Below are 25,698 nucleotides of genomic sequence, written 5' to 3' on the forward strand. Positions count from 1 at the left end.
GTCCAACTTTCGGGGTTCACATCATTAGCCGGGGCAGTTTAAAGCGCGAATATAACGGCGCGGTTATTGTGAGACAAAAAATCGCCTTTCATGAGACAAAATGAAAGGCGATTTTTTAACCATTTGGAACAATGCTATTTAATCGTTCCCATCCATCTTGATTGCTGTTGATTTTATAGAATGTAATACCATAAGGGCTTATAGTCACTTTACGAGTTTCAGAACCAGTAAGAGTGGCAGATGAAGTCTTATAGGCTCTGTCAAGTCATTTTATACGCCAACCCTGGGCTAGCAAAACTTTCCCAATCCGTCAGCCCCTCGAAACCTGCAAATTTGCCCCAGAAATGCTGTTTTTAGGCTATTTTGGCCAATTAGCCCGCCCCCGAAACCGCAGCCAACATACAGCCAGAATGCAGTTAACCCGCAGCCTTGTAAAAAAATACGGAATGACTTGACAGAGCCCATGAATTAGTATATATTTGTGCAGTAGCACAAAAGTGCATATTCGGAGTTTTTATGATTGAGCGCATTCGCGGAATCCTTATCGAAAAATCCCCCACCTTCGTCATCGTTGATGTGAACGGTGTCGGTTACGGAGTAAACATTTCAGCCTACACGGCCGGCAAGTTGCCCGAAGAAGGCTCCGAGGTGACTCTCCACACGAATCTCGTGGTCCGCGAAGACTCCATGACGCTCTTCGGCTTTGCGGACAGGACCGAAAAGGACACGTTCCTGATGCTCATCGACGTGAACGGCGTGGGGCCAAAGCTCGCACAGCGCATCCTGAGCGGAGTCTCGCCAGCCGACCTCCTGAACATGGTGGCAAGCGACAACAAAAGCGCCCTCGGCAAAATCAAGGGTCTCGGCAAAAAGACCTGCGAGCAGATGGTCCTCACCCTCAAGGACAAGGCGGGGTCGATGCTACAGGCGCTCGGCGATGTCGAAGGCTCGGGCATTACCGGCATGGGCGTCCTTACCGGCGCGAAGATGGAGGCGGTCCTCGCCCTTCACACTCTCGGCGTAAAAGACCCTGCGGCAGAGAGAGCCGTTGTCAAGGCGGCCGAAATTCTCGGGGATTCCGCCGATGCGGCGACCCTCATACCCGAAGCTTTGAAGTATCTTTGATCGCAAACCACAAACGAGGAATGTTTTTTCATGGACGACCAGCGGATTATTTCGCCCGAAAAAAGAATCGGTGAAGGCGACGACGTGGATCGTACGCTCAGGCCTCCCAGCCTCGCGGAATTCACGGGACAAGGAGACATCAAGGAAAGTCTTTCCATCGCCATCGAAGCGGCGAAACACCGCGGCGATTCGCTCGACCACTGCCTTTTCGCCGGCCCTCCGGGTCTCGGCAAAACGACCCTCGCAGGAATCATCGCGAAGGAAATGGGCGTCAACATCCACATCACGAGCGGCCCCGTCCTCGACAAGGCTAGCGACCTGGCCGGCCTCCTGACAAGCCTGCAGGAGAACGACGTCCTCTTTATCGACGAGATCCACCGGCTGAACCGCGTGGTCGAGGAATACCTCTACCCCGCCATGGAAGACTACAGGCTCGACATCATGCTCGATTCGGGACCGACGGCGCGTAGCGTCAACCTCCCGCTCAAGCACTTCACCCTCGTCGGAGCAACCACTCGCAGCGGCATGCTCACGGGTCCTCTCCGCGACCGATTCGGCCTCCAGTACCGGCTGGAACTCTACAACGAGGACGACATCGTCAAAATCCTTATCCGGAGCGCGCGGATCCTGGGCGTCGGGCTCGAGGAGGACGCCGCAAGGCTGCTCGGCGGACGTTGCCGCGGGACGCCCCGCATCGCGAACAGGGTGCTGCGCCGTTGCCGCGACGTGGCCCAGGTACGCGGGAACGGGACGATCGACCTCGAAGCCGCCCAGCGCACACTGCAGATGCTCGGAATCGACACCGAGGGGCTCGACCCTACCGACCGGAAGATCCTCGGGCTCATTATCGACAAGTTCGACGGCGGGCCAGTCGGCATAACAACCATCGGGGCCGCGATGGGCGAAGAGCCCGACACGCTAGAAGAAGTCTACGAGCCGTACCTCATCCAGAAAGGTCTCCTTTCCCGAACCCAGCGAGGGAGAATCGCCACGCGCAACGCCTACGCCATGCTCCACCGCGATATTCCGCAGAAACAAGTACCAAGCGACCAGATTGAACTTTTCTAGGCGACGCGGGGGCCATGCCCCTACTTGAATTCGGGCGCGATGGTCATCACCAGGTTCACGCCATGGAGCCCGTGAAAACCAAGCTGCACGCGGAACCAGTACATGTCCGGCTTGCGGACGCGGACGCCGAACCCCCAGGAATTGTTGAGACGGTGAACCGACCAGTCCTTGAATGTCGGCGAAAACATCGCATACTCGTTGAACAGGACGCCGTCCACATAATAATCGATAGGCCAGCGGTATTCCATGCTCAGGCTCATGACATGCTGGGCCGCATAGTAATCCTGGAACCCTCGCAGCGGAAACCTCGGCCCGACGAGAGAATACAGCTTGAACGGGGCTCCCCCCTCCTCTATTTCCCAACTGTCTATCATCCTGAACTGAAGCGCTATCACCCTCCTTTCGAACAGGGTTTCACGGACATTGTCGGGCCGCCACATGCGAAGGGCGTCATTCCAGTTGAAGTCCATGTAAAAGCGCCGATTCTGTCGCGCCTCTTTTTTTGTCAGGTGGAACTTTTGCGCTTTGCCAAAATAGAAATAATGCTGGAACACGAATTCCGTCCGCACGAAGTCGTGGTTCATGCCGTTATCATCGAAATCAAACCTTGTCGGCCGATTTCCCGGCTCCTCCGCATTATCGAAGGATATCCCGCTGTATTTTCCAACAAAAAAGTAACGGGCCAGCAGCTGCATGCGGCTCCCCCGCGAAGGCGCGAAGGGAAAATCGAGATTGTCGAACAAGACCGAGAGCCCGACAGGGAACATCAGGAACGACTGGTAAAGGCCGCGGTCGTCGATGGAAAAATCACGGCTGACAAGGATGCTGTCCTGCGAATTTCCCGGAAGGCTACGGTCCACGATATCCACCGTGCCCAGCAGCTCGAGACTCCAACGGCCATCGCTCGTAAGGGGTATGCCCGCCTGCAAGTCGATGGTGAATGAGGAATCCGGCATGACAAAGTCCTCTCGCGTCCCCGGATAGACAAAGAACCCGTCGCGGTCCCAGAACTTACGAAGCCGAATGCCCCCAAACAAGTCGGTCCCGAAAAGTTCGTGCTTCGTGTAGCGCAGGTCGACGAAGAAATCGCCGTTCGCGAAATACTGCGGCGAAAGGACTAGGTAATCCTTGCCAAAGAACAGGCTCCTGTGGCGGTAGGTCAACCCTAGCATCGTGGAATTGCCGGGTTTAAGGTTCATTATGGGATAAAGCAGAATGTTCCGTTTCTCGCCAAACGTAATCAGGTCGACAGCCGTCTCGATGACCCCGTTGTCGAACGCGTAATGCAGGGGTTGCGCTATCGGATAGACCGCCGCGTTCAGCACCGGCTGGATGATATGTTCGAAAGGCCAGGTGAAAAAACGTTTCCACGACGAGGAGGATTCTTCGACTGTAGCCGAAGAATCGGGACCGTGCGCCATCGAGTCGGCAACGGCCACAGAATCCGCCTCGGCAAAGGCGGATGTGGCCAGCGCAAGGGCAAAGGCGATTATGCAAAGCCGCAAGCGAATCATCTCAACCCTAATTTATAATTATATTATAGCCGATGTTTTCCCTAATCAGCAAAATAACCAGAAGACTTACACGATTTCCTGTAGCCGTTTTGCTTTTCGGGACCATTTTCGCCATTCTTTCGGCGTTTCCCATCATGAACCTGCGGTGGGACCTCCAGTTGCAGGACACGCTCTCCTTCAGCGACGAGTCCAACAACGACTACAAGCGTATCGAAAGCGACTTCGGCGGGCTCGGGAGCCTCATTGTCGTCCTGCATTCCAAGGACAGCCTCCAGAACTACACCACCGCGAAAAGTCTAGCGCAGATGTTGCGCAAGGATCCGCTGGTCCACTTCGTGGATTTCGAAACCGACACCGACTACTACACGCGGCACTGCCTTCTCTATATCGACGAGAGCGACCTCGATTCCACCATCAACCGCATCCGCCCCATACGGGACAAGTTCATCAGCAGGAATAACCCGTTCTACGTCGACCTGGACGCCGGCCTCGATTCCTCCACGGAAAAGGAAATCGAATTCCGCGTGAACGACCTCCAGGAAAAATACGCGAGAATCATGAACCGCAGCCACTCGAATCCCGACGGCACCATCCGGGTTGTAGAGATATACCCCACGCACCCGCTAACGGACCTCAAGGCAAGCCGCGAACTCCTGTCGCAGACCAGCACCTACCTCTCCGCAATCATCCAGGGCGGCGACGTGCAATCCTACTTTACCGGAAAGGTTTTCGAGACAATCCGCCGCGGACGGACGCTCCTTCCCGAAGCCCAGCTAGCGGGCGGACTTACCGCCCTCATCATCCTGCTCCTCTTTGTCGTGAATTTTTACAGGCAGCCGCAGCTGATATTTATCTCGTCGGTGGCGACGGCGCTCCCAATCGTCTACACGCTCGCCCTCGCATCGCTCCTCTACGGGAGAATCAACCTATACACCCTGCTCCTCGCCATCATCCTGCCGGGCCAGGCATGCCAGATAGTGAACCACGTCTACAAGCGCTATTTCGAAGAACGCGCCCGCAACCTGAGCCCGCAACTCTGCATCGAGAGCGCTATTCTCGGCATCGGCCCCTCCACATGCGCATCCTCGTGCATCATGGCCTCCCTCTTTGCATGCATGATGTTCGTGCCGCTTCCCGGGCTGCAGGAACTTGCCATCCTAGGGAGCCTCGGGACACTCATCAACTGGATGGTCACCCTCCTTGTCGCCACCGCCCTCCTGCGCGTATTCCAGAAGAGCCGTCCGTTTTCGGTCAACTCATTCAAAATAAATCCGTCCTCGCACAAAGTGACGCTTCTCCCCCATAGGCTCAATGTCGTCCTCATCGCCATCGTGTCTATCATTAGCCTCGTATGCCTTGTCTACGGAGGGTCAAATCTCAAGTTCTTCTACGATTTCAGCAAGACCGAAATCAAGAAGACAACCGGCACGGCCGATTCCCTCCTCGCCCAGACCGGATTCCCGCAATACGACCCCATCATCGTCGAGACAACAAGCGCAGAGGCAAGCACGGAGCTCTACCGCAACTTCGAGCAGCTAAAGAAGAAAGGCGCCATCCCGAACGTCCAGAAGATGTACACGCTCGCCAAGACTGTTCCGCACGCAAGCGTTTCTCGCGAACAGAAACTCGACACGCTGGAGGCTTTCGCGAAAGGAATCGACGTCAAGGATCTCGACGAAAAGCAGAAGAAAGCCTACGACTTTATGGCCGAGGCGCTTTCGAACAGGAAGGTCGACGACGAGGACCTGCCCGACAACGTGAAAGTCAAGTTCAGCGACAAGAACGGGAACCGCGGCGTTTTCTCTTTCATTTTCCACAATATCGATCCAGACGACGGACTCGCGTGCCGCAGGCTGAACGAGAACCTCGACAAGATCAGGGGCCCGGAAAAGGAAGGTATCCTGATGACCGGGGAACCCGTCGTCCGCGCAACCGTCCTCGACCTCATCCTCAAAAACCTGGACAAGACCCTCTGGATTGGAAGTTTCCTCGTATGGTTCTTCCTGCTCATGTTCTACAACCGATTCAGCAGGGCCATATTCACCCTCCTCCCCTCGGTATTCGCCATAAGCTGGCTGCTGATCCTCATTAGGCTGCTCGGCATCGAGCTTTCGTTCTACAGTTCGCTCGCATTCCCCCTCATCATCGGGGCTAGCGTCGACGGTTCGCTGCAGCTCTGGAGCGCCTTCTACACGAAACAGGCAGGGACAGCCATCACGGTCCTCCAGACAAAGTTCTTCGGCATCCTCCTGAGCCAGGCGGCATCGTTCATCGCCTCCTTCAGCCTTATCATATCATCCCATCCCGGACTCCGCAGCATCGGCCAGGTCTTGCTACTGGGGCTCGCCTGCATTGCGCTTGCACAGTTCACCACCTTCCCGCTGATTGCCGGAATCCTCGACAACTACCGAATCTGGAAAAAGAAGAAAGAGTCAAAATGACACGTCCCCTTTCGACACGAACAGAAAATATCGCAGCATCGCTCACTGTCGCCATCGATACGCTCGCCAAGCAAATGATCGCCGAAGGCAAGGATGTGGTCAGCCTCGGCGCGGGCGAACCCGACTTTCCGACTCCAAGGCCCATCTGCGATGCCGCCACCAGGGCGATTACCGATGGCAAGACGCGCTATACCGCCCCCGTCGGGATTCTCGAGGTGCGCAAGGAAGTCTGCAACAAGCTCAAGCGCGACAACGGCCTCGACTACGCTCCCGAACAGATCATCATGACTAGCGGTGCGAAGCACGCCGTGTTCAATTCACTCGCGGCCCTCGTAAACCCGGGCGACGAAATCATCATTCCCGCCCCCTACTGGGTCACCTACCCCGAACTCGTGAAGTGGCTCGGCGGCGTTCCCAAGTTCGTGCCGACCACCATCGGGAACAAATTCAAGATGACCGCGGAGCAGTTGCAGAGCGCCATCACCGAAAAGACGAAGGCGATCCTCATCAACAACCCCTGCAACCCGACCGGAAGCGTGTATTCGCACGAAGAACTCGCCGGCCTCGCTAAAGTCATCGTCAAGAACGACATCTACTGCATCTCCGACGAGGTTTATGAATACTTCGTCTATGGCGCACAGTTCGCAAGCATTGCGAGTTTCGACGGGATGGCCGAACGAACCATCGTCGTGAACGGGTTCTCGAAATCGCACTGCATGACGGGCTGGAGAATCGGATACGACGCCGCCCCCGCTCCGATTGCAAAGATAATCGGCAAAATTCAGGGACAGGCAACACACCACCCGAGCAACATCGCGCAATATGCAGCCCTCGAAGCTCTCCGCATGGGCATGGGCGAAGTGGATAAGATGCGCGCGGCATTCCGCAGGAGGCGCGACTTCATGGTATCGCAGGTTTCGAGAATCCTCGGCGAAAGCATCTCCGCGCCCGAAGGCGCATTCTACCTGTTCGCGCCCGTCGCAAAGCTCTACGGCAAAAAAACTCCCGCAGGTGCAGCCGTAAACAGTTCGATTGACTTCTGCAAATACCTGCTCGAGACACAGGGACTCGCCATCGTGCCGGGAGCCGCCTTCGGAGACGACAGCTGCGTGCGGTTCTCGTATGCGGCAAGCGACGAGACGTTGGCAAAAGCCTGCGAAAGATTCGAGAACGGAATCAAAGAGCTCAAGTAATGCGGCGGTAAGCGGCCATGTTCAGAATCATTACGCCAGATACAAGCAAGCCCTTCACCATCGGGCGCAGAGAAGGAAGCGACCTCCGCTTCTCGGAGCGTTTTGTATCCAGGGAACATGCCGTCATTGAACGAAAGCAAGGTCCGAACGGAACCGTCTGGAAAATCCGCAGCCTTACCGAAAACAGTTTCACCCTCCTGAACGAAGCCCAGATAAACGAAAGCGAACTTCACGACGGCGACATCATCGGAATCGGGGTCAAGAGGCTGAGGGTCGACATCAAGGAAGACAAACTTTCCCTCCTGCTTTACGACATCAACGACGAAGTCCAGGAGCAACCGCTCGAAGACAAATTCTGCATGGTGGATCTAGGCGAGGACGGTTCGACAAAACCCATCCAAGTGCGCAAGGACGGAGACGGCGCCGAAATCCGTTTCCAGCACCCCATCATAGACGAGGAAGGCAAGAGCAGGAAAAAAATAGGGCTCCGCCCCGGCGAAGGAATCCGATTCGACCAGACGGAAATGAGCGTCAGGGATGGGAAGCTCTTCATGCGAAAAGCGGGAGCAGGGTTCGAATTGCACGTCCGGGACCTCGACGTATACGCGGGGAAGAAGCAGCTCTTGTCGGGTATCGACTTCGACCTCCCCGCCGGCGAAATCCTCGCCATCATCGGACGCTCGGGACAGGGAAAATCAAGCCTACTGAAACTCTTCGAAGGCACCTACCGCAAGGGCGAAAGAAGCGAAGTCACCATAGGCGGCGTCGACTACCGCCACAGCCAGATTCGCGAACGCATCGCCATTCTCGAACAGGATCCGCCACTCCGCAGCGACCTGACCGTCGACGAAACGCTCCGCCATGGCGCCCGCATTACGCTTGACGCAAAGGACTTTCGCGAAAGCGCGGACGGGCGACTCGAAAAGTTCTGCGAACTTTTCGGGCTGAGCGGCAGGCGGCAGAGCCGCATCAGGACGCTCAGCGGCGGCGAGATACGCCGCGTCGCCCTCGCAGCGGAACTCATGGGAAGCCCAGGTCTCATCATCCTCGACGAGCCGCTTTCGGGTCTCGACCCATTCAACTCCCGCATCCTGTGTTCGCACCTGAAGCAGCTCGCCTTTCTCGGGCACACAATTATCCTCACCACGCACAGTTACGAGGCGCTCCGCATTGCGAACAAAGTGCTCGTCATCCATCAAGGCGAACAGTGCTTCTACGGCAGCCCGCAAGGAGCATACCAGTTCTTCAAGACAAGCAATCCTGACGAAATCCTCTCGAACCTCTCTACGGATTCATCTTCGATTTGGCAAAAATCAGGAATCATCAGCAAGGACACGGTTTCGAACAACCTAAGCCACTACTACTTCACCAAGCAACGGCACAAGGGTTCGCTATTCTACAACATGGCGCTCATGCTTCGCCAATGGGTTCGTGACAAGGGGAAGCTAGCCGCACTTCTTTTGCAGCCCTTCATCATCGGCTTTCTCTTTTCGCAAATTTTCTCGCGGACATCCTCGCTCTGGACAGTCGCATTCGCCATCGTGCTCTGCGCGAACTGGTTCTCGCTATCGCTTTCCATCCGCGAAATCGTTCAGGAAAAAAATACAATCAAGGGCGAATTCCGCAAGGGGGCCCGCATACTTCCCTACCTCTCCGCCAAATTCATCCTCCCCACGATTGTATCCATCCTGCAGACCGTCATTGTATACGCCTTTATCGCCTACCGCATTCCCATCCACCACGACATTCCCGAGCTCCTGGCAATCGCCGTTACGGCAACAACTCCCGCCATCGCCATCGGGCTTCTCGTGAGCTCACTATCGCGCAATTCGGGACAAGCGAACGCCTTCTTGCCGCTCCTCATCATCCCGCAAGTGGCGCTCGCCGGGGCCCTGGTTCCCTTCGACCAAATGCAACAGGTGGGCAAATGGCTTTCCTACATCGTCTGGTCACGCTATAGCCAAAGTTCGCTGCTGAACACGCTGCTCGAACATCCCGATGACGTTTGGAACAAAGGAGCGGCCCTACTCCTCGCCGCATTATTTTGTATAATTACCGCAACGATTCTTTACCGGTCCAAGAAAGCAAAATGACAGAACCTGCATCACAGAATTTTCCCAGGCCCTTCAACGAGAACTACGACCTTATCGGCACCCTCGGCAAAGGCGGCATGGGACTTGTCTACAAAGCCCTCGACAAAAAGCTCAAGCGCGAAGTCGCCTTCAAGATTCTCGACGCCTCCGCCGACGAAGAAGCCATCCAGAGGTTCTACCTGGAAGCGCAGGCGATGAAGGAACTGGACCACCAGAACATCGTCCACGTATTCGACTTCGGAAAGCAGAACAACCAGCTGTTCATCGCGATGACCTACGTGCAGGGATTCTCGCTTTCGGACGTATTGCAGAAGCAAAGCAAGCTGCCGTTCGACGCCATCGAGGTCATCATCCGCCAGATTGCGCGCGGGCTCCTCTACGCCCACAGCAAGGGCATCGTCCACCGCGACGTAAAGCCCTCGAACATCATGCTCACGCGCGACAACCGTGTCTACGTGATGGATTTCGGGATTTCGTACATCCAGGAGATGGAAAAGGATAGGCTCACCAAGACGGGCGTTACCATGGGTACGCCGGAATACATGAGCCCCGAGCAATGTCACGGAGACGAAGTGACGCTCCAGTCGGACATCTACAGCATGGGCGTTATCTTGTACGAAATGACCTGCGGAAGACTCCCCTTCAACGGAAGCCGACCCGTAGAAATTGCGCTCAAGCACGTTCAGGAACCTCCCCCGGATCCCAAACAGTTCCGCCCCGACATGCCACCGGGACTCTCCGAGCTCATCCTCAAGTGCCTTAAGAAAAAGCTCAACGAACGCTTCCACGACATGCAGGAATTCCTCGATGAATGCGACCAGGTTTTCCCGCAAAAAGAAACGCACGGAAGCGTAAAGATCGGCAAGAAGGGCTCCCTGCTGCGGCACGGTCCCGCCTCGATTGCCGAAGCGGCCACCCGCCTCCCATCGCACGTACGCGTCATCCGCAGGCGTTTAACCGCGCTTGCCATCTCGCTGTTCCCGCTCATCATCCTGCTCCTCGTTCTCCTGATGCTCACGCACAAGCCCGAGAGGATGCTTACGGAGATTGAATGGGACGATGCGATGGGCAACCACGAGACCGCAGCCATCGAAGCCGACATCTCGGGTGGCTACCCCATCGACAACCTCACCGATGGCGACCTCAAGACGGCCTGGCTCAACGCCATGCCTGCCAAGCCGCAGAACCCGGTACTCACGCTGTTCTTCGACAATATCACGCTCATCACGCACGTCGGATTTGCCGTAGGTTACCAGAAATCGGTCGACGACCCATTCGGCGACCGCTTCCGCATCTTCAAGAAGCCGAAGACGCTCACCTTCGAGACCAAGGAAGGCTTCAAGCAGAAGGTGACGCTTGAAAACATCAAGGGCATGCAGTATCCGAAAATCCAGGCGATGGAAACCAGCGAAATCAAGATTTACCTCGACGAAGCCTACGACGCCGAAAACAAGGACTTCGCCATTTCTGAAATGCGCCTGCTCGGCATGGAGCTCCATTGAACAGCAAATCCAAAGGAAACCTCGTCGAGACACACGCCTCCGCGTACCTCTTGCGAGAAGGGTACCGTGTCCTCGCCCGTAACTACGCCTATCGCGGCGGCGAACTCGACATCGTTGCAAAGCAGGGCGAAACGATTGTTTTCGTAGAGGTAAAATCCGTATGGAAAACCGGCGAAGGGAATCCCGCCGCACGCGTGAACGTGCAGAAGCAACGGAAAATCTGGCAGACGGCGTGCCACTTTTTGCACACACACCGCGAAGAAGCGCCCAGGGGCTTTGACCAGCCATGCCGTTTCGACGTCCTCACCGCGCGCATGTACCAGACGCCCGTGCAATTCGCACACATCAAGAACGCTTTCGAAGGCACCCAAGTGATTCCGCAGTGCTAGCGAGATAAACTATCCGCCCTAAAGATCCTCGCCTTGCTTCGACAAAACTCAGCACAAGTCGCGAGGATGACGATGCAAAATCCAGCCATATTTTTATATTATCGCCATGCGTTTTGAAGTACATCCAGACAACCCGCAGGCGAGAATCGTGAAACTCGCCGCAGCCGCCCTCGAAGACGACGCGCTGGTGCTCTACCCTACCGAATCGGGATACGCCATCGGCTGCAATGCAGAATCCCCGAAGGCAATCCACAAGCTTTACGCCCTCAAGAAGCCTATGAAGAAGTTCTTCATGGCGCTCATCGTACCCGACATACGCAGCGCGACCGAATATGCCCGCATCGACAACTTCGCGTTCAACATCATGAAGCCGCGCGTGCCCGGGCCCTACACCTTCATTCTGCCCGCCGACCCGCACATTGCCCGCCGGCTCGACGTGAAGCGTCCCGAAATCGGCATCCGCATGCCCACGCACCCGTTTTTCAAGGAACTCTTCCAGCATTTCGACAAGCCCATCCTCAGCACGGCGGCGAAACTCAGCGAAGAGGACATCTTCGAGCCCGACGAAATCTGGAAGACCTTCGAACACTCCGTCGAAATGATGGTCGACTGCGGCCCCATTGAGATTAACCCGACGAACATAATAAGCCTCATCGGCGGGAACGTCGAAGTCATCCGCGGCGAGTTGCTCGACCCGTAGGCACCCAGAGCAAAATCAACTAGAAAAACACCCAGACGGCAATCCAGTAAGCCATCAGGGCGAACTCCATGCCCTGCGAGATGCGCGAGAGGAACGTGGAGCCAAACACGGAGACGGCGATTGCCAAGAGGCGTGTCCACGGCATGTCGAAGCCGTGGTAGAACAGCGACACGGAGCCGAAGAACTCGACCCAGAACCACATGACCTGAGCCATGAGCAGGTAACGGCGGCGCTTGACGGGCAGGGCCGTCGTAGAGAAGCACAGGGCCAGCGCGAACATGCGGAAGGGGTAAGATTCCATCGCAGGGTCGTTCATGTCACCCGAGAAGTAGGCGTAGACGCAGAACACGACTACGGCGGCAAGCAAGAAGAACGCCTCCTTGAACAGGCGGATGGGGCGGCGCCAGAAGAACTGGGCCATGGCGAGCGCGAGGAGGCAGGCAACAGCGTTCATCAGCGGGATCATGGGACCACCTCCGCTGACTCTTTTATCTCGGGTGCAGAATCTTTTATCTCGGGCACCGGGATGTCCGCCGGGGCAAGCGAGCGCATGTATCGCACGAGGGCGCGGGCTTCAGCCTCGGTAATGCGGTCACCATACGGGTTCATGTTCGTGCGCCCGTACATAATCACGTGTACCAGGGAATCCTCCCCGAGGGAATCGAGACGAGCCGCAGTCAACTTTTGCGGAACCGGGTAGAACTCGCGGACAAACTTCGCGTTGAACTTGCCGTCCGTCCCGTGACATCCGCTGCATCGCGCGTTCCATACCGCGCGCGTCCGCAGCGTATCAAACGCGCCACCGTCCGCCTCCCCCGGGACCTGCGCATAGCTCGTGAATTTCGAGGACGCAGACGAACCGCCCGCATAAAACACTCCCGCAAAAAATGCAAACATAAGTACACATATAGCAAATGCGATTTTCAGGTAACGGGAACCGCATCCATCTGCATTGTGCGCCGAAACCGCTTGCCATACCGGGCGTATGCATAGGGCAATAGCGGCCACCAGCGCCACAATCGGGTAGAATAGCGGGGCAACGTTCGGGATAGCGACCGCCACCGTATCGAACACGGGCTGCGACACCGCCCAGAGCGTGTAGACAAGCGCCACGAGCACGCCCAGCAACAACGGGAAGCGCAACACGATAAACTCGCGGCTCGTGAGCGGTTCCGTATGGGGTTCCACAACCGGCGCAGAAGCCTCTTCCAGTTCGCCGAAAAGAAGTTCCCCGCCCTCGATGGGCTTACGCAACTTTACACGCAAAATCACAAGCAACGTTGTAAACAACCCGATGGAAAAAGCGACAAGGCCCGCATCGACATACCCAAAGCCGCGCGGTTCGGCGGGCATTACCAGATAGAAGCGTTCCAGCCATAGCCCGAGCAGCACCGAGAGCGAAACCGCAAGCCGCCCGAACGGGCTCACGCGCACGGCAGACACCCACCAGAGCTGCGGTAACAGCGCCCCGAACGCGAACACCGAGAAGTTCCAGTCCCCCTTGAGCGCAAAGTTCCAAGCCCAGAATACGAGCATCACGAAGGAGCCGACCATCATGAGCTTTTCGAGCAGGCGCACGCGGCAGCCTTCCGCGACAAGCAGCACGTTCACCATCGCAAGGCCCGAATAGATGGCGCCCGCGATAAAGTACAGCGGGAAAAACGCCCCGCGCCACTCAGGCACGAACGTCACCGCAAAATCGAGACTCACAATCGTGTGCACCCAGAGCACCAGCGGGAAGAGTAGCCATGCCATCGGGCGGCGCACATCTTCCAGCGCCTGCGACCTATCCGCAAACAGGTGAATCGCGAAAAACACGAGCGAGAGCAGCGCATAGATGGCGATGCAACAGAAGTCCCAAACCAGCGGGGAGCCCACATTAGCGAAGTTGCCGCGCGCATCCAGGAACGGGATGACCATATAGAAGTTTTCCACCACACCGAGATGCATGAGCGGGTATATCGCGGCGACCACGAGCGCGCAGAGAGTCGTGAGTTCGGCAAGCATCGAGGTGCGACGATCGAGCGGCACACCTAGCGCCAGAAGAATCGCCGAAATGAGCGTACCCGCATGGGCGATGCCTATCCAGAAAACGAACAGGCTTATGGGTGTCCCCCAGAAGGTATGCGCGTCCAGCGACCACACGGCAGGGCCTTCCCAGAGGGAATACCCTAGCGCGGCAAGGCCGGGCAACAGGAGCGCAAGCCCCGCATATAGGAGGATGCGGAAAATCAACGACGCCCCCTCATGTAGACGATAGCCGGGTCAAGCGCCGCAATAGCCTTCGGGGCATAGAGCACGCGGTTCTTCGCGGCCCTTACCAGCGGGGAACCTTCGTCGAGCCAGTTGCCGAATATAATCGCGTTCTTGGGGCAGGCGGCGGCACAGGCGGTGGTCACGCCGCGCCCGCGGAAACTTTCTCCCGGATGTAGCGCCTTGAAGTCGTGGCGCGCATCCTGCAGGCGCTGCAGGCACAGCGAGCATTTTTCCATCACGCCCTTCTCGCGCACGGGAACGCCAGCGTTAAACTTGAGCGAACGGCCCGAAGCCACAGGGTCATCGAAATTGAACTTGCGGGCATGCACGGGGCAGTTCGCCCCGCAGAAGCGGCTCCCGGTACAGCGCTTGTACATCATCGCAGAGACGCCATCGGGAGTGTGGTTCGCGGCCCCCGTCGGGCAGACTTTCTCGCAGGGGGCATCCCCGCAGTGGAAGCACATCGCGGGCGCACCGCCGCACATCTCTATCCAGTGCATGAACTGCCCGCGGTTCGCACGCTCGGGAGCACTAAGCGGGATGTTGTTCTCCTGGATGCAGGCAAGCACGCACTTGCCGCAGGCATCGCAAGCATCCAGGTCGATAGCCATGCCAAAACGGTTCTCCTGCGAGGCACCGGGAGTCTTGAGCGCTGCGGGCATCGGCACGCGCACGAGTTCCATACCGGGCTTCATCTTCGAGAGGGCGAGTTTCACCTCGTTCTCGAAGTCAGCAAGCTTGAGGCGCGCGCCCTTGACCGGCATGTCGCCGAGCAAGCCGTCGCGGCACCCGAACAGCGCAAAACCCGCCACCGTCGCCGAAAGGATTTTCAAGAACTCGCGCCTATCCATAAACTACCTGTGGCACGCGGCGCAGTACGTGGCCGCCCGCCTGAAATTCTTCTGTTTGAACGTTTCGCCCCTGTGGCAGGCGATGCACATCTGCATGCTGAAGTTCTCGCCGCCGTACACGTCGGCCCCAGCGCCGGGCTGAGCTCCGGTCGCGCCCGTGGAAAGGGGCGCGACAGATTTTGCTTTCGCGCCGGAACCGCCCGCGAAATTGCGGTGACAGTCCGCGCACTCCACCCCGGCGGCCGCGTGTACCCCGTGGTGGAACACCACGTGCCCCGGCAACGCGGACTCGTGCTTCCAGGGGTATGCCGGAGCGGCGGCCAGCGCCGAATCCAGCTTCTCGATTCCGGGATTTTCGGTGAGCGGCAGGCGGTGGCAATCCATGCAATCCGCCTTTGCGGGCATATATGCGCGCGCCCCGGAAACAGCACCCGTATGGCAGTGGCTGCAATCGAGCCCGATGTTTTCGCCGTGAAGTTCGTGCAAAAAGGCTATCGAATTCGGGCCGCCCGCATCGGCACCCACTCGCACAGGAGTCGCCTTCTGGCAAAAGAGGAAATCCGCCAGAAAGAACGCGCACACGACCGCAAAAATGCCACCCATCCAATACTTCAACAACAACTCCTGCTACTTAGGCCTTCCGGGGTCGTCCGGGTGCTCCAGAATATACAGCAGCCACGACGCCATCATCTTCGCGTCGGCTTCGCTCATGGGCGCAATTTCCATCGGATCCCACTGGTCGGGGTGCTTGGGCTCCGGTTTCATCAGGTACTGCACCAGGGCCTCGGGATTCTGCGCATACTGCGCCACGTTATCCTTCATGGGCGGGGCCGCGAACTTGCGCGCCCAGCGGTGGCAGCCCTTGCATTCGTTGTTATAGTATTCCAAAGCCTTCGCCTTGAGTTCGGGCGTTACGGCAGGCAGCACAAAGACGTCCGCCGCAAAAAGCGCACAGACAAGCAACAGTACCGCAACAACCGCCCGTGAACCGCGCATCATCTACCTCAGTGGATTCTTGTCGCTCTTGTACCACTTCATGAACTCGGCGATGCCGTCGTGCAGGCTCCAGTGGGGCTTGTAGCCGCATTCCGCCTCGAGCTTCGTGGTGTCGGCGTTCGTCTGGTAAACGTCGCCCGGCTGCATCGGCAAAAATTCCTTCTTCGCGGGCTCGCCGTACGCGCTCTCGATTTCGGCGATAAAGTCCATCAGTTTCACCGGGTGGCTGCAGCCGATGTTGTATACTTTGTACGGAACGCCGTTCGGGCACTTTTCCGCGACAGGCATGTGGTCGAGCGCATGCACGCTACCCTCGGCGATGTCGTCGATGTAGGTGAAGTCGCGAATCATGTCGCCGTTGTTGAACACCTTGATGGGCTCGCCCTTCGATATGGCGCGGGCAAACAGCATAGGGCTCATGTCGGGCCTCCCCCACGGGCCATAGACCGTAAAGTAGCGCAGTCCCGTCATCGGGATGCCGTAAAGTTTCGCATAGGAATGCGCCATCAGTTCGTTGCTTTTCTTGCTTACCGCATACAAACTAATAGGCCTGTCGACATTGTCTTCTTCGCTGTACGGGACCTTCGCGTTCAAGCCATAAACAGAACTGGAAGAAGCATAGAGCAGGTGCTTTACCTGGTTGTGGCGGCAAGCCTCGAGAATGTTGAGGAAGCCGACCATGTTGCTCTGCATGTAGGCATACGGGTTCGTGATGGAATAGCGCACGCCCGCCTGTGCCGCGAGATTCACCACCTTGTCGAACTTCTCGGTCGCAAAGAGTTTGTCGATAGATTCCCTGTCGGCGAGATCCATGCGGATAAAACGCGCACCGGAAAGAGTATCGCTCTGGAGCATATAACCGAAAGGCAGATTGTCGAGCAGCCCACCCTCGGGAGTACGGAAACCGTTTTCCCACAGGCGCCCGTACTTGAGGCGCACATCGTAATAGTCGTTGATGTTGTCAAGCCCGACAACCTCGTCCCCGCGGGCCGAAAGCATCGCCATGATCTTCGAGGCGATAAAGCCCGCCGCACCTGTCACAAGAATCTTCATAGGGACTATCCTTTTTTCTGCGGAAAAGCTAGAAAAATTTCTCATGCCAGAAGCACGCTAGTCCTTCAGACAACGGATGGGAGACCCGCCGTCTTTATAGACATTGCCTATCATCGCGCTGTCATCATCATCGATAAACAGGCCATAGACACCGACGGCTGAATTCTCCGTCGTGCCCCAGAAAACGTCGTCAGTGCCGAATCCGTTAAAAAAGGCGTCCATGTACATTTTTCCGCCACCCAGCGACGAGAAGCCAAATTCATCGTCACCGTTGGCACCGTCTTTCCAGCCGCTGGTAGCCTTCAGCTTTTTTCCCGCGATAGCCTTGCCACCCACTTCATCCAACAAGGTCTGGAATTCCGCCTTGCTGGGCAGATGCCAGCCCTTGGGGCACAAGCCACGGATGGGTTCTTCGGGGTTACATTCTTTTCCATCGCCACAATCCTTGCAGTCCGCGCTGAACAGACCCAGACTATCCACGGCAGCGCTCCAGAAGTACAGGCGGCCGTAAGTATCGCAGTATTTAACGGAATCCTTGTAGCAGAAGCTTGAAGAATCCTCGGTGGCCGTCGGTTTCAAGTACACATAGTTCAGGTTCTCCGCCATCCAGACCTGATCACCGATGGTCGTGGTCCTGTAGACCTTATTGTCGCGCAAATCCGTTAGGGTGTTGGCCGTCGAATCGTACACGCTCTCATCCGTGAGCTTCGCTTGAGAACTGGAGGACACCACCGAACTGCTGGACGCGGCAGATGAACTAGACGAGACGGACGAGCTGGAACGTAGAGACGAACTGGAGGATAGCGAAGAACTCGACCTTGCGGAGCTCGACGATATGGACGAACTTGACCTTACAGACGAACTAGAGACCAACGATGAACTCGATTCGAGCTCTTCCTCGTCAGAGATGTCCCTCGGACGCGGAGAGAACGAATCGTCATCGCCACAGGCGACAAGAAACGCGCTCAGCGCAAGAGCGGATACAATGAAAAAGTTTTTCATGGAAATTTCCTCCTAATTATTGCCTTTCTGCCTAAAATAGCAAAAAGCCTCCACAATGCGGAGGCTAATTTTCTAAAGGGGAAGTCCTTAGAAGTGGATCACGCGGACCTTGATGACCTTGTCGAGCTTGGAGAGCTTCTCGATGATGGAGTCATCCACCTTGCTTTCGACGTCAACGAGGTTGTAACCGATTTTGCCGTTGCTCTTGTTGCTGAAGCTGGCAATGTTGATGCCTTCGGCGCCGAACACCTTCGTGATTTCGGAAATCATGTTCGGAACATCCTGGTTGATGACCACGACGCGGCTCTTGACGCCGGCATGCGGGTGATCGACGAGGGCCGGGAAGTTCACGGAATTGCGAACGCAACCGAATTCGATGTAGTCCTTCAATTCTTCGACTGCCATCACAGCGCAGTTTTCTTCGGCTTCTTCGGTGGAGGCGCCGAGGTGCGGGAAGCAGGTCACCTTGTCGTTCTTGATGAGGTCGGCGTCCGGGAAGTCGCAGAGGTAGCCCTGGAGGGAACCGGAGGCGAGCATCTCGTTAACCGGGGCCATTTCCACAATGCCACCGCGGGCGAAGTTCATGATGTAGCTGCCCTTGAAACCGGCGAGGTTCTTGCGGTTGAGCAAGTTCTCGGTAACGCCCTTGATGAACGGAACGTGTACGGTGAGGAAGTCGGACTTCGCAATCACGGTGTCGAGGTCGGCGATTTCCACCTTGTTGGAAAGTTCGTGCATGTTGGCGGCGTTCGGATACGGTTCGTAAGCGATGACGCGCATGTTCTTCCAACGGGCATAGTTGGCGACGAGCACGCCGATCTTGCCGAGGCCAATCACGCCGAGGGTCTTGCCTGCGAGTTCCATGCCGGCGAACTTCTTCTTGCCGCTTTCAACGGTCTTCGCGAGGTCCGGGTCGGTGGTGTCGAGGTTCTTGACCCAAGCAGCGGCCTTGTCCACGTTACGGACGGCCATGCCGAGCACGGTCATCACGAGTTCGGCAACGGCGTTGGCGTTTGCACCCGGCGTGTTGAACACGCAGATGCCCTTCGCGGAAGCCTTGTCGATAGTGATGTTGTTCACGCCGGCGCCGGCGCGGGCGACAGCCAGCAGGCCGTCAAAGTTGTCTGTATCAACCTGGGCGGAACGCACCAAGATGGCATCCGGATTCTCGACGGAGTCGGAAACCTGGTAGAACGAGCCAAACAGGCTCAAGCCTTTCTTGGAAATGTTGTTCATCGTCTTAATAGTTGCCATTTTTATGTCCTTTGTTAATGTTTAAAATCTTTTCTTCTGTGTCATCCCCGCGAAGGCGGGGATCTTCTTAAGGTTCCTGCCAGCGACCTCTTTCTTTAATAAGGTTCACCAGTTCCTCGATGGCGTCTTCTTCGGGGATGTTCTTCTTGACAGCCGTCTTGCCTTCGAAGAGCGTAATGCGGCCGGGGCCACCGCCCACGTAGCCGAAGTCGGCGTCCGCCATCTCGCCCGGGCCGTTCACGATGCAGCCCATGATGCCGATGGAAATGTCGGAGAGGTGACCAAAGCGGGCCTTGATCTTGCCCATGACTTGCTGAATGTCGTAGAGTGTGCGGCCGCAGCTCGGGCAGCTGATAAAGTTCGTCTTGCTGCGGCGGCAGTAGGCGGCCTGCAAAATGTCGAATGCAAGGAGAACGCTTTCCTTCGCGCCCTTGTAGCCGTCGATAACGACGGCGTCGCCAAGACCGTCGGTTACCAAGCTACCGATATCGGCGGACACGCGGAGTGTTTCCTTTTCGGAGTCACCAATTTTGGCGTAAAGCAAAATCGGGTCTTGGCGACCTGCCGCATCCAATGCGGCAGCAAGGGCGCGCACGCCAGCGACCATCTCGGCGCCGGTATAGCAGAACACGGAACCTGCGGGCACGCTCGCCGGATTCGCGGCGAACCCCGCGATGTCTATCGCGTCCTTGAACTGTACCACGGGGGCGGCATCCAAACTCGGCAGCGCAAATTCCGCGTTGCGGCGTTCGCCGGTAAGTGCAATCGCATCGGCCTTCACGCCGACCTTCACCGGACTATTGCCACCAATTTCCACGCCGGAAACATTCACGACAGAAGTCGCGCGGCGCTCGTAATGGTACGGGTCCTTCTCGAGAACCGGCACGTTGTATGCCGTCGGCGCAGCAGGCAAAGCGCAGGCCTTGATAAGCTCCTGCGCCACCGGGACTTCGGCCACAGGATCTTCGGTGAGTGATACGCGAATGGTGTCGGCGAGACCGTCAAGCAACAAGGCGCCGATGCCGGCCGCAGACTTCAAGCGTCCGTCGGCACCCGCGCCCGCTTCCGTGACACCCACGTGGAACGGGTACGGCTTGAAGCCTTCCTGCTTGATGCGGGCAGCGAGCATGCGGTAGGCGGCAATCGCCACGCGCGGGTTGCTGCTCTTCAAACTTAAAACAACTTGGTCAAAATGCTCGGCTTCGCACACGGCCAGGTATTCCATGGCGCTTTCCACCATGCCTTCCACCGTATCGCCGTAGCGGTAAATCATGCGGGCAGAGAGCGAGCCGTGGTTAACACCGATGCGGATGGCGCGTCCCAAGCGCTTGGCCTCCTGCACAAACGGAGTGAAAGCCTCGGCAACCTTTTCCTTGCCTTCTTCAAAAGACTTGTCCGTCTGCTGGTCCAGCGTCAAAATGCCTGTGTCAACGAAGTTACCCGGATTGATGCGGACCTTCTCGACCCACTTGAGCGCCTCGAACGCGGCCTTCGGCTGGAAGTGGATGTCGGCGGAAACCGGCACCGTGCAGCCGGCGGCACGCACCTGTTTCATCACTTCCTCGAGTGCGGCAGCATCTGCAAATGTCGGAGCGGTAATGCGAACCAGGCCACAGCCCACCTTGGCGAGCGCAAGCGTCTCGGCCACCGTCTTCTCGACGTCTTTCGGCTTGGTGGTGGTCATGGACTGAACTAAAATGGGGGCGTTGCCCCCTATCAAAGCCTCGCCAACGCGGACTTGTACAGTTTCCCTGCGGACGGCGTTGAAGCGGTCGGCAACGTATGGGAATTCGCTAAACTTTGTCATGCGCACAAAGATAGAAAATTAAAAGCCAAAGCGGGCTATTTTTACTTTTCGTTGGACTCCCAGCCGGGGCTATTCCTGTAATAGTTCTCGAGTTTTTCGCGGCACGCGACAAAACTTGCCTTGAGCCTCGGATCAAAATGCGTCCCCATCGAATCTATAATCAAATTGTAAGCATCCTCAAAGGACATCTGCTCCTTGTAGCAGCGCTTGCTCACCAACGCATCGTAGACATCCGCAATCGCCATGACGCGCGCCTCGAACGGGATGTTCGCACCAAAGAGCCCGTACGGGTAACCGCTTCCGTCAAAACGCTCGTGGTGGAAGCACGCCACGTTCTTCGCAATTTCCACAAAGAAGGGCTCCTCGATTTCGGCAAGCAGGTTCTCCACGATGGCGGCCCCCTTCTCGGCATGGGTCTTCATCACCTCGAATTCTTCGGGCGTAAAGCTGCCGGGCTTGCGCAGGATCTTGTCGTCAATCGCAATCTTCCCGAGGTCGTGCATCGGCGCCGCCGCAATCAGCGCGTCGTAATATTCCTTCGTGCGCCCAAAGCCATCATCCTTCCGAAGTTCTTCGGCAAGGATTCCCGCGACCGCACTCGAGCGCATGATGTGGCCGCCCGTATTGCTGTCGCGACTTTCGACCATCTTCGCCATGCCCACAATCATCTGCTCCTGGATGGCGTGGATATGCCTGTCGTTATCCTTGATAACGTCCTTGAGTTTCGTGTTGTGCGTATCGAGTTTCTTGATATAGCGCTGCAGCTTGGTCTCATCCTCGATGCGGAACAGCACGATATGCGAAATCTTGTTGCGGGCGACCTTCCGCACGCACACCCTGAAGTTGCGCCGTCCATACGCGAAATAGCTGTCGCTCGGGGAATCCTTCCTCACGAACGATTCCATCAGCGAGCCAAAATGCTTCGAGATTTCGAGCCCCTCGGGCATCGTCTCATCCACACGGAATTCACCAAGTTCCGGGAAAAACTTGAAGGCGATGTCGTTACACCCGAGGTAGATTCCCTTGTCCGAAAACGCCACATAGGCATTCTGGTTCTCCGCCTCGAGCGATTCAAGGACGGAATCCGAAATATCGCTCATCCTTACGCGCAGGCACACGAAAAAGAGAATAAATTCGTCAATGACAAACACCGTCGGCACCACCATCGTATCGCTCCCGACCTTTCTCGAAACAAGGAACGATATAATGGAAATCAGAGTCATGCACGCAATGGCAATCAGGTTCTTGTAGCTCACGTTGATCCGCGTACGCGCCGCATAGCTAATGGTCACGATATTAGCAAGCGTGTAGCACACCAGCACTATGTTCCACAGGATATGCGTCGGCCCATATTCGCAAGAGCAATAGCCCACCCCGTACATGTGCGTGTAGGTGACCGTTTTGTAATAGATATCGCTATATCCGATAGTGCAAGCGAGCACGAGTATCGCTACAGAACAAAGCCCCAGCAAAAGCTTTCCCCAGTCCGGGAACCTGAAGCGGCAGATGCGGAGGATAATGAAATACTCGAACATCGGCACGAAAACGGACCCCAGGTAGCAAAGCTTGGTCGCGATGATGACCGTCTCCCTCGTCTCGGAAAGGGCCCCGGCCAAGTAGCCGACGTTCGCAACAAGTACCGAGACAAAGATAGACGCGAAATAGAAATTCAACTGTTTGCGATACAACAGCACAAGCGCGAACAGGTTCAGGAACGAGACCACGCACATCAGCACCAAGTAAGAAATCACCATGTTTTCCATACGCTAGTGCTCCACGGTCCTGTAGTAATCGCGAAGTTTTGGTTCGCAGTCAATAAAATATTTCTGGAGGACAGGGTCGAACTGAGTCCCCATCCCGGAGAGGATAATATCCCCCGCCTTGTCATACGACATGCTTTCCTTGTAGCAGCGGCTACTCACCAGCGCGTCGTAGACATCCGCGACCGCCATAATGCGCGCTTCCACGGGAATCTCCTCGCCCCGCAAGCCTTGCGGGTAGCCCGTACCGTCAAAACGCTCATGGTGGTAATGGGCCACGTTTTTCGACAGTTGCACAAAGAAGGGGTCCTCTATTCCTGTCAGCAGGTTTTCGACTATCACCGCACCCTTCTCGGCATGGGTCTTCATCTGCTCATATTCGTCATCGGTAAATCGTCCGGGCTTGCGCAAGATTTCGTCATCGATAGCTATTTTACCGAGGTCGTGCATCGGAGCGGCAGAAATCAGCGCGTCGTAGAAAGAATCCATCCTCCCGTAGGCCATGTCCTTGCGCATCTCGGATGCCAGTATGCGAATCACCTGGCTCGTGCGCTTGATATGGCCTCCCGTATTGCCGTCACGGCTTTCGACCATGTTCGCCATGCCGACAATCATCTGTTCCTGGATTGCGCTCACCGCCTGCGCATTCTGCTCGACCACCTTCACCAGCTGGTTATGACTCTTGCCAAGCGTGTCCACGTACATTTGAACGCTCGTATCATCCTCGACGCGGAAAAGGCAAATCTGCATCACGTTCCAGAGAGGAATCGTTCGTGCCGAGCACCTGAAATGACGATTGCCGAACCAGAACTTGAACGCATTCCGCGATTTTCCGCTTTCGACCTGCTTGAGCAGCGGATTGAACACCGCCCCCATCTCGCTTTCGTCGGGAATCGCCACATCCACGCGGCACACCGCAAGCTTCGGGAAAAAGGCAAGCGCAATCTCGTTGCAGCCAAGGTATTCGCCATCAGGCGTGAAAGAGACAAACGCGTTCGTATTGTCCTTTTCGAGCGACTGCATCACGCTCCTTGCGATGTCGTACCACTTTACGTTCAAGCTGATGTAGAGCAAGAAGAACTGGTCGGCGAGATACACGAAGGGCATGCAGAGCATGTCGTTTTCCATGTACCTCGAAACAAAGAACGACGAAACCGTCACGAGCTGTAGAGCAAACATCGCAAAGATATTCTTGAGCGAGACCAGCCTCCGCATAAGGCAGGCATGGACAATCACCCCGATATCGAGCACCCCATACAACAGGATCATCGCATTGAAGACATCGTGACCCCAGCCGTATGTCGCCACGTAGTTGCCCGCCCCGCTCTGAACGACAAACTCTACCGTCCTGTAGTATATCTGGCTGTAGCCGACTGTAAACGAGAGGAAAAGGACAAAGCAACTAAAGGCAATCAGAAGGACCCGCACCACCGGATGAATCCTCAGCCGGCAAACCTCCGCGAGCGTAAAGAACATGAGCATCGGCAAGAACGCCGAGCCCAGGTAATTTATCTTATTTGCAAGGATGGCCCCGTCGACCGATTCCGAGAACCCCAGGAGCCAGTGACCGAAACAGCTGACGACGATAGCGACAAACGTAAAGAACATGTAATTGTTCTGCTGCTTCCGGAATAAAAGCAGAAAGACAGCGAAATTCACTATCGAAAGAGCAAACGCCAATGTCAATAAGAACGGTCCCATCACAATCCTTGTTACAAAAATATAACAAAAAAGACGTTCTTTCCGCCTTTATGCCTAATTATTCATATAAAATCGCAAAAAAAGCATTCCATTTGACGAAAAAAATGTTAAAATAAGGGTGTAGACGGAGAATTTTTATGATCCCGAAGATTTTTCATTATTGTTGGCTTTCGAACGAACCTTTTCCGGAAAAGGTTCAACGTTGTATGGAATCCTGGGAAAAGTTCCTGGGCGACTACAACTGCATTTTTTGGGATTACCAGAAGGCCAAGGCGACAGGCATTCCCTGGATTCTTGAAGCCATGGAACAGGGCAACTGGGCGTTTGCCGCCGACGCGGTGCGCCTGTACGCGCTCTACACCGAAGGCGGAATCTACCTGGATTCCGACGTGCAACTGCTAAAGTCGCCCAACGAACTGCTCGACCGCAAGTACATCCTCGGGTACGAGAACGGTTCCAAGCGAATCGAGCCCTCGTTCCTCGGGGCGGAGAAGGGCTCGCCCATCATCGGCGAGGCGCTCAAGTACTACACCGAAAGACATTACGAATACAGCGAGGAGAAGGTGGAGCAACTGGTGCTCCCGCAGATTCTCGCGAACGCCTGCGACAAGTTCAACGGGCTGGATATTCTGCCCGAATGGTACTTCTCGCCCAAGCGCTTCTTGGATGGGGCAATCAATACCGCCGACGAGACCGTGAGCATCCACCACTTCGGAAGCAACTGGCGCCCCGAGAACATCCGCATCGGCATGAAGCGCAGGCAGTACATCTTCAAGAAGTTCCCGCGCCCCATCGCAGAACTGCTCGCCGTTCCGACCACCTTCTGGTCCGACATGAAGGCCCAGGGGCTCGGGGCAGCCTTCAAGCACCTATTCTCGAAATAACAACTAAGGCGGGTTCTGCGTTCATACGCAGTATGAACGGGAGCGCAAACTTGTTTTGCGCGACATTTTCGTGTGTTTCCCTTCGTGGGCACCTTCGGTGCCTATATAC

At 56.4% G+C, this 25,698-nt stretch carries 21 protein-coding genes; 9 read left to right on the top strand and 12 right to left on the bottom strand.

Features of this window, described 5'->3' with window-relative positions; translation table 11 throughout:
* The first annotated feature begins 516 nt into the window (after positions 1-516).
* Positions 517-1,125 (top strand): Holliday junction branch migration protein RuvA, encoded by a 609-nt coding sequence (gene ruvA / locus B4A77_RS06245; RefSeq protein WP_290739258.1) that lies wholly within the window; start codon positions 517-519, stop codon positions 1,123-1,125.
* Positions 1,126-1,155: 30 nt separating this feature from the next.
* Positions 1,156-2,193: a Holliday junction branch migration DNA helicase RuvB gene (ruvB, locus tag B4A77_RS06250; protein WP_173366224.1), complete on the top strand. Its 1,038-nt coding sequence runs from the start codon at positions 1,156-1,158 to the stop codon at positions 2,191-2,193.
* Between the two features lie 20 nt (positions 2,194-2,213).
* On the opposite strand, the gene B4A77_RS06255 is transcribed toward ruvB, so the two are convergent.
* Positions 2,214-3,707, bottom strand: coding sequence for a BamA/TamA family outer membrane protein (locus tag B4A77_RS06255; protein ID WP_173381949.1), 1,494 nt, complete (start codon positions 3,705-3,707; stop codon positions 2,214-2,216).
* A gap of 134 nt (positions 3,708-3,841) precedes the next feature.
* Here B4A77_RS06255 and B4A77_RS06260 point away from each other — a divergent pair, with 134 nt between their 5' ends.
* From B4A77_RS06260 to B4A77_RS06285, 6 genes are all read left to right on the top strand, one after another.
* Entirely contained in the window at positions 3,842-6,148 is a 2,307-nt protein-coding gene (locus tag B4A77_RS06260) for an MMPL family transporter (protein ID WP_290739262.1), read from the top strand.
* Entirely contained in the window at positions 6,145-7,341 is a 1,197-nt protein-coding gene (locus B4A77_RS06265) for a pyridoxal phosphate-dependent aminotransferase (RefSeq protein ID WP_173381947.1), read from the top strand. The genes B4A77_RS06260 and B4A77_RS06265 overlap by 4 nt, the downstream gene beginning before the upstream one ends.
* A gap of 17 nt (positions 7,342-7,358) precedes the next feature.
* Positions 7,359-9,434, top strand: coding sequence for an ATP-binding cassette domain-containing protein (locus tag B4A77_RS06270; protein WP_173381946.1), 2,076 nt, complete (start codon positions 7,359-7,361; stop codon positions 9,432-9,434).
* Positions 9,431-10,936 carry a serine/threonine-protein kinase gene (locus tag B4A77_RS06275; RefSeq protein WP_173366219.1) on the top strand — a complete coding sequence of 502 codons (1,506 nt, stop codon included), beginning with the start codon at positions 9,431-9,433 and terminating at the stop codon, positions 10,934-10,936. Before B4A77_RS06270 ends, B4A77_RS06275 begins: the two co-directional genes overlap by 4 nt.
* A complete protein-coding gene (locus tag B4A77_RS06280) occupies positions 10,933-11,325 on the top strand; it encodes a YraN family protein (RefSeq protein ID WP_173366218.1) in 393 nt (130 codons plus the stop codon). The genes B4A77_RS06275 and B4A77_RS06280 overlap by 4 nt, the downstream gene beginning before the upstream one ends.
* Before the next feature lie 106 nt (positions 11,326-11,431).
* A complete protein-coding gene (locus B4A77_RS06285; protein WP_290725921.1) occupies positions 11,432-12,025 on the top strand; it encodes an L-threonylcarbamoyladenylate synthase in 594 nt (197 codons plus the stop codon).
* Between the two features lie 19 nt (positions 12,026-12,044).
* On the opposite strand, the gene B4A77_RS06290 is transcribed toward B4A77_RS06285, so the two are convergent.
* The 11 genes from B4A77_RS06290 to B4A77_RS06340 form a co-directional block, all read right to left on the bottom strand.
* Positions 12,045-12,491: a hypothetical protein gene (locus tag B4A77_RS06290; protein ID WP_073115869.1), complete on the bottom strand. Its 447-nt coding sequence runs from the start codon at positions 12,489-12,491 to the stop codon at positions 12,045-12,047.
* The gene (locus B4A77_RS06295) at positions 12,488-14,260 is read right to left on the bottom strand and encodes a c-type cytochrome (protein WP_290739267.1); all 1,773 of its coding nucleotides are present in this window, start codon (positions 14,258-14,260) and stop codon (positions 12,488-12,490) included. The genes B4A77_RS06290 and B4A77_RS06295 overlap by 4 nt, the downstream gene beginning before the upstream one ends.
* Positions 14,257-15,132, bottom strand: coding sequence for a 4Fe-4S dicluster domain-containing protein (locus B4A77_RS06300; RefSeq protein WP_290739269.1), 876 nt, complete (start codon positions 15,130-15,132; stop codon positions 14,257-14,259). The genes B4A77_RS06295 and B4A77_RS06300 overlap by 4 nt, the downstream gene beginning before the upstream one ends.
* Positions 15,133-15,135: 3 nt before the next feature.
* Positions 15,136-15,747: a cytochrome c3 family protein gene (locus B4A77_RS06305; protein WP_290739272.1), complete on the bottom strand. Its 612-nt coding sequence runs from the start codon at positions 15,745-15,747 to the stop codon at positions 15,136-15,138.
* A gap of 12 nt (positions 15,748-15,759) precedes the next feature.
* Complete coding sequence (locus tag B4A77_RS06310) at positions 15,760-16,128, bottom strand: c-type cytochrome (RefSeq protein ID WP_290739275.1); 369 nt, start codon at positions 16,126-16,128, stop codon at positions 15,760-15,762.
* Between the two features lie 3 nt (positions 16,129-16,131).
* Positions 16,132-17,181, bottom strand: a complete 1,050-nt coding sequence (locus B4A77_RS06315; protein ID WP_290739278.1) for an NAD-dependent epimerase/dehydratase family protein — start codon at positions 17,179-17,181, stop codon at positions 16,132-16,134.
* A 57-nt stretch (positions 17,182-17,238) separates the two neighbouring features.
* The gene (locus B4A77_RS06320; protein ID WP_290739281.1) at positions 17,239-18,183 is read right to left on the bottom strand and encodes a fibrobacter succinogenes major paralogous domain-containing protein; all 945 of its coding nucleotides are present in this window, start codon (positions 18,181-18,183) and stop codon (positions 17,239-17,241) included.
* Positions 18,184-18,270: 87 nt separating this feature from the next.
* Complete coding sequence (locus B4A77_RS06325; RefSeq protein ID WP_072810253.1) at positions 18,271-19,437, bottom strand: phosphoglycerate dehydrogenase; 1,167 nt, start codon at positions 19,435-19,437, stop codon at positions 18,271-18,273.
* Positions 19,438-19,504: 67 nt separating this feature from the next.
* On the bottom strand, positions 19,505-21,244 hold the full coding sequence (ispG, locus tag B4A77_RS06330; RefSeq protein ID WP_290739284.1) for a (E)-4-hydroxy-3-methylbut-2-enyl-diphosphate synthase: 1,740 nt from the start codon (positions 21,242-21,244) through the stop codon (positions 19,505-19,507).
* Positions 21,245-21,285: 41 nt separating this feature from the next.
* Positions 21,286-23,007, bottom strand: a complete 1,722-nt coding sequence (locus tag B4A77_RS06335) for an HD domain-containing phosphohydrolase (protein WP_290739286.1) — start codon at positions 23,005-23,007, stop codon at positions 21,286-21,288.
* Between the two features lie 3 nt (positions 23,008-23,010).
* On the bottom strand, positions 23,011-24,705 hold the full coding sequence (locus B4A77_RS06340; RefSeq protein WP_349678383.1) for an HD domain-containing phosphohydrolase: 1,695 nt from the start codon (positions 24,703-24,705) through the stop codon (positions 23,011-23,013).
* Between the two features lie 137 nt (positions 24,706-24,842).
* Here B4A77_RS06340 and B4A77_RS06345 point away from each other — a divergent pair, with 137 nt between their 5' ends.
* Complete coding sequence (locus B4A77_RS06345) at positions 24,843-25,589, top strand: glycosyltransferase family 32 protein (protein ID WP_290724429.1); 747 nt, start codon at positions 24,843-24,845, stop codon at positions 25,587-25,589.
* Positions 25,590-25,698: the final 109 nt, after the last annotated feature.

Origin of the sequence: Fibrobacter sp. UBA3718 (genome assembly GCF_002371935.1) — a bacterium.
In the GTDB taxonomy this organism is placed as follows: domain Bacteria; phylum Fibrobacterota; class Fibrobacteria; order Fibrobacterales; family Fibrobacteraceae; genus Fibrobacter.

What these genes read in the sequence shown, in the direction of transcription:
- B4A77_RS06340 (WP_349678383.1), bottom strand. Translation starts at nt 24,705, where the DNA reads ATGGGACCGTTCTTATTGACATTGGCGTTTGCTCTTTCGATAGTGAAT.
- B4A77_RS06270 (WP_173381946.1), top strand. Translation starts at nt 7,359, where the DNA reads ATGTTCAGAATCATTACGCCAGATACAAGCAAGCCCTTCACCATCGGG.
- B4A77_RS06345 (WP_290724429.1), top strand. Translation starts at nt 24,843, where the DNA reads ATGATCCCGAAGATTTTTCATTATTGTTGGCTTTCGAACGAACCTTTT.
- B4A77_RS06275 (WP_173366219.1), top strand. Translation starts at nt 9,431, where the DNA reads ATGACAGAACCTGCATCACAGAATTTTCCCAGGCCCTTCAACGAGAAC.
- ispG (WP_290739284.1), bottom strand. Translation starts at nt 21,244, where the DNA reads ATGACAAAGTTTAGCGAATTCCCATACGTTGCCGACCGCTTCAACGCC.
- B4A77_RS06310 (WP_290739275.1), bottom strand. Translation starts at nt 16,128, where the DNA reads ATGCGCGGTTCACGGGCGGTTGTTGCGGTACTGTTGCTTGTCTGTGCG.
- B4A77_RS06265 (WP_173381947.1), top strand. Translation starts at nt 6,145, where the DNA reads ATGACACGTCCCCTTTCGACACGAACAGAAAATATCGCAGCATCGCTC.
- B4A77_RS06315 (WP_290739278.1), bottom strand. Translation starts at nt 17,181, where the DNA reads ATGAAGATTCTTGTGACAGGTGCGGCGGGCTTTATCGCCTCGAAGATC.
- B4A77_RS06300 (WP_290739269.1), bottom strand. Translation starts at nt 15,132, where the DNA reads ATGGATAGGCGCGAGTTCTTGAAAATCCTTTCGGCGACGGTGGCGGGT.
- B4A77_RS06325 (WP_072810253.1), bottom strand. Translation starts at nt 19,437, where the DNA reads ATGGCAACTATTAAGACGATGAACAACATTTCCAAGAAAGGCTTGAGC.
- B4A77_RS06255 (WP_173381949.1), bottom strand. Translation starts at nt 3,707, where the DNA reads ATGATTCGCTTGCGGCTTTGCATAATCGCCTTTGCCCTTGCGCTGGCC.
- B4A77_RS06320 (WP_290739281.1), bottom strand. Translation starts at nt 18,183, where the DNA reads ATGAAAAACTTTTTCATTGTATCCGCTCTTGCGCTGAGCGCGTTTCTT.
- ruvB (WP_173366224.1), top strand. Translation starts at nt 1,156, where the DNA reads ATGGACGACCAGCGGATTATTTCGCCCGAAAAAAGAATCGGTGAAGGC.
- B4A77_RS06290 (WP_073115869.1), bottom strand. Translation starts at nt 12,491, where the DNA reads ATGATCCCGCTGATGAACGCTGTTGCCTGCCTCCTCGCGCTCGCCATG.
- B4A77_RS06260 (WP_290739262.1), top strand. Translation starts at nt 3,842, where the DNA reads ATGAACCTGCGGTGGGACCTCCAGTTGCAGGACACGCTCTCCTTCAGC.
- B4A77_RS06335 (WP_290739286.1), bottom strand. Translation starts at nt 23,007, where the DNA reads ATGGAAAACATGGTGATTTCTTACTTGGTGCTGATGTGCGTGGTCTCG.
- B4A77_RS06285 (WP_290725921.1), top strand. Translation starts at nt 11,432, where the DNA reads ATGCGTTTTGAAGTACATCCAGACAACCCGCAGGCGAGAATCGTGAAA.
- ruvA (WP_290739258.1), top strand. Translation starts at nt 517, where the DNA reads ATGATTGAGCGCATTCGCGGAATCCTTATCGAAAAATCCCCCACCTTC.